The 3520-nt window shown below is 41.2% G+C and carries 4 protein-coding genes; 2 read left to right on the top strand and 2 right to left on the bottom strand.

Annotated elements, in window-relative coordinates:
• The first annotated feature begins 64 nt into the window (after window positions 1-64).
• Together DLD82_RS16940 and ilvA are read left to right on the top strand one after the other, a co-directional pair.
• Window positions 65-346 carry a hypothetical protein gene (locus tag DLD82_RS16940; RefSeq protein ID WP_109942318.1) on the top strand — a complete coding sequence of 94 codons (282 nt, stop codon included), beginning with the start codon at window positions 65-67 and terminating at the stop codon, window positions 344-346.
• A gap of 72 nt (window positions 347-418) precedes the next feature.
• The gene (gene ilvA / locus DLD82_RS16935) at window positions 419-1651 is read left to right on the top strand and encodes a threonine ammonia-lyase (RefSeq protein ID WP_109942317.1); all 1233 of its coding nucleotides are present in this window, start codon (window positions 419-421) and stop codon (window positions 1649-1651) included.
• Here the strand turns inward: ilvA and DLD82_RS16930 are convergent.
• Both DLD82_RS16930 and DLD82_RS16925 read right to left on the bottom strand, forming a co-directional pair.
• Window positions 1639-2460: a sulfite exporter TauE/SafE family protein gene (locus DLD82_RS16930; protein WP_109942316.1), complete on the bottom strand. Its 822-nt coding sequence runs from the start codon at window positions 2458-2460 to the stop codon at window positions 1639-1641. The genes ilvA and DLD82_RS16930 overlap by 13 nt on opposite strands.
• 4 nt (window positions 2461-2464) lie before the next feature.
• Complete coding sequence (locus DLD82_RS16925) at window positions 2465-3190, bottom strand: response regulator (protein WP_109942315.1); 726 nt, start codon at window positions 3188-3190, stop codon at window positions 2465-2467.
• Window positions 3191-3520: the final 330 nt, after the last annotated feature.

Below are 3520 nucleotides of genomic sequence, written 5' to 3'. Positions count from 1 at the left end.
ATTATGGCTAAAGTCATAGAGTTCCTGAAATTCGGGGTATCACTTGATTATCCGACAGAGCCGCATGTCTCCAAGGACCATTAATCCAAATCCTGACCGGAGGTACCGGCAGAGAGAAGGAAGGATTAGCAGGGACAAAGAGCGGTATCTGGAATCAATACGTCATCATCCAATGAAAATGCCGGATCCTCACCCTGTCCGCCAGGCATGGAAAAAGCGTCAGAATCCGGGTCCCTGGCATACCACTCACAGCCATGCTCATGAGGAAGCCCTTGGGCCTCATACCAATCAACCAGGACCGATCAGGTTTCCGGTAAAAATAACAATCAATGGTCGAAAAAACTAAACCATTGTTTTATCTGGTTAAAAAAACCACGCAGATTTAATAAAACGCTTCCTGTTTGCAGGACAATGAAGCATGGTAACAGTAGAGGACATTCGTGAAGCTGAAATTTCTATTTCGCCCTACATTATTCATACTCCTCTTATTTACTCTCCGTCCATCTCCCTGATGACCGGTGCGGAAGTCTATTTAAAGTTAGAAACACTTCAAAAATCCGGTTCTTTTAAAATCAGGGGGGCAATCAATAAGATTCTCTCTAACCGTTCAAAAATTTCCCGTAAAGGTGTAGTGACGGCATCTGCCGGAAATCATGCACAGGGTGTATCACTTGCTGCACATGTTGCAGGGGTTCCTGCTACTGTTGTGATGCCTCTTTGGTCCTCTCTTTCAAAACAGGAGGCAGCAAGGGCTTATGGTGCGGATATTCGTTTATTTGGAAAAACCTTTGAAGAATCAATGGATCGTGCACTGGAACTTGCACAGGATGGGATGCTCCTTGTCCATCCTTTTGATGATCCGGATATTATTGCAGGACAGGGAACAATCGGTCTTGAGGTCTTTGATTCTGGTGTTCAACCGGATCTTATCGTTGTTCCGGTTGGAGGGGGTGGACTTATTGCCGGTGTTGCTATTGTTATTAAGAAATACTTCCCATCCTGCCAGGTAATAGGTGTTCAGTCAGATGCCTGTCCTTCTGCTTACCATCGAATGAAAAAAGGTGGGCCCGAATATATGTCCGGAGGATCTACCATTGCCGATGGCATCCATGTTGCAAAGACCGGTAAACACACGTTTGAGATAATAAAAAAGTTTGTTAATGATATCGTACTTGTTGATGACAGTTCAATTGCAGATGCAATTTTACTTCTTCTTGAACGAAAAAAAATTGTGGCAGAAGGTGCAGGTGCAGCATCACTTGCAGCTCTAATATCCGGTAAAATTAATTATCAACCTGGAAACACCATTGTTCTCATAATCAGCGGAGGGAATATTGATAGTCATCAGTTGTCCCGGGTTATCAGACAGGCACTGGCCCGGTCCGGAAGACTGGTGAGGTTAAACCTGGTTCTTGAAGACCATCCCGGTTCTCTCTCTGAACTTCTTGCAATTATCGCGAGAAAAGAGGGAAATATCCTTCAGATAAGTCATAATGAATGGGATGTTGATCTTCCTGTCCTGGAAAAAAGAATCTGGATTGAGATTGAAACCCGGGGAAAAGAACATTCTGAAATTATACAAAAAGCCATTCATCAGGCAGGGATTAAAACCTGCCAGACAAGGGATACGGGTCTTTCTCAGGTAAATTGAAACAGGGAGAAAAGCATCCGGACTGCAAGAATCATTAGCATACAGATAAAAAGCAGGAGGAGATTTTTCTCTGAAGTTTTTTGACCGGTCCTGACTCCTAATCTGACTGCAGGAATGGATGTACAAACCAGTAGTACCATAAAAAGGATATTTACATACCCAATTGAAAAAGGAAAAAGATCCTGAATCCCGGTTCCCAGGAGTATGTATGATAAAACTGTTCCAGATGCTATGAATACCATTGCAGTCAGGGATATGCCAATAGATCTGTGTATGTTCATCCCCACAAGCGATGTGAGAACCGGGGTAAGAATAACTCCTCCTCCTATTCCAAATAATCCGGCACCAATGCCTACCAAAATGCCCAATATGATAAAAACGGTGGTGGATTCACTCAAATGATACCGATCAAGATAACTCCAGTGTTTAATGCCCATCCATATGGCCATAAAAATGAGGAAACCGGAAAATGCGGCTATGTGGATCTCTTTTGGGATAATTACCGAAATAGTACTTCCAATAACTGATCCGATTATCCCTCCTGCACCAAGTATGACTGCTGGCCAGTATGAGATATTTGAACCACGGTTCATTTTTATTGTTCCAACCAGTGCAGTTGGAAGGATTACTGCTGCAGAAGTTGCAACTGACATTGCCATGGCATGTTCTTCATATCCCAGATCAGTTAGCAGGATGAACATGACCGGAACCATCACCACCCCTCCCCCAATGCCAAATAGGCCTGCAAGAAACCCTGCGACAATTCCACACATCAGGAGGATTATAATAACCTGGATGAAAAATTCCATTGTATTAGTTTAAATCATTACACTCCAGGTATTTTTTAAGATAATCCCGGATTTTATCTGATTCAATCATGCCTTTTTCAAGATTCTGAATAACTGCATCTATCCGGTAGAGTTCCTTTATAATGCTTTCACTTTTAGAATGTGTATCCATGTCCAGGAGTGATAATGCTACTGCCAGAGGATTTCTTATCTGATCATTAACTGTGGCAAGAAGATGCAGGTTTTTTTGAATCTGCATGTCAAGTTGCCTGTTTTTTAATTCCAAATCCTTTTTAATCTCAATAAGTGACTCAGTTTTTTCTCTTAAGATCTCATTTGAAAACTGAATATTTCTGAGATAATAACTTCTTTCAACATGTGTCCTGATTCGGGCAATGAGGATTCGTTCGTGAAAGGGTTTTGTAATATAATCGGTTCCACCTACTTCAAATCCGGTTTCAATATTGGTATCTTCATCTTTTGCTGAAAGAAATATAATTGGAATCAGGGAAGTCTGTTCCATTGTCCTAAGAATACGACAAGCTTCAAATCCGTCCATTCCTGGCATCATAATATCAAGAAGGATAATGTCAGGAGGGTTCTCTTTTGCCACTTCAATAGCATGAGGGCCATCTCTGGTCATGATGACCTGGTATCCTGCTTTATGGAGTACTTGTGCAATTATTTGCAGATTACTCTTATTGTCATCAACAATCAGAACCCTGATATCTTCATTCCTGATATATTCCATTGTTTCTGGTTTTTAAGGATTTACTGTTTTCAGAACCCAGGCAAATGTTGTATTGTCAAGCAAATCTCAATTCCGTATGTATGAGGTACGTTATTATTCATCTATTTTCACTGTTTTGTGGAACTGAAATATTCTCTCTGTCCGCTATAATATTTACATTATTGTATGGATCCATTAAAGTGATCTTTAGCCAATCCCATATTGATTGCAACATTGAGTGTGTTACTAAATATTGAAAAACATTTGATGCAAAACAGAAACCTTTACATATTTTCGCGCGACCCTACGGTGAGCACCGTCGGGTCAATGAGAGGATATGGAGAATCCTCC

Source organism: Methanospirillum stamsii, from assembly GCF_003173335.1.
In the GTDB taxonomy this organism is placed as follows: domain Archaea; phylum Halobacteriota; class Methanomicrobia; order Methanomicrobiales; family Methanospirillaceae; genus Methanospirillum; species Methanospirillum stamsii.
The sequence above is the reverse complement of the archived record's forward strand: the minus strand, read 5'-3'. Positions and strand labels throughout refer to the sequence as shown.

Excerpts from the sequence above, each read along its gene's own strand:
- DLD82_RS16925 (WP_109942315.1), bottom strand. The coding sequence starts at position 3,190 with ATGGAATATATCAGGAATGAAGATATCAGGGTTCTGATTGTTGATGAC.
- DLD82_RS16930 (WP_109942316.1), bottom strand. The coding sequence starts at position 2,460 with ATGGAATTTTTCATCCAGGTTATTATAATCCTCCTGATGTGTGGAATT.
- ilvA (WP_109942317.1), top strand. The coding sequence starts at position 419 with ATGGTAACAGTAGAGGACATTCGTGAAGCTGAAATTTCTATTTCGCCC.
- DLD82_RS16940 (WP_109942318.1), top strand. The coding sequence starts at position 65 with ATGTCTCCAAGGACCATTAATCCAAATCCTGACCGGAGGTACCGGCAG.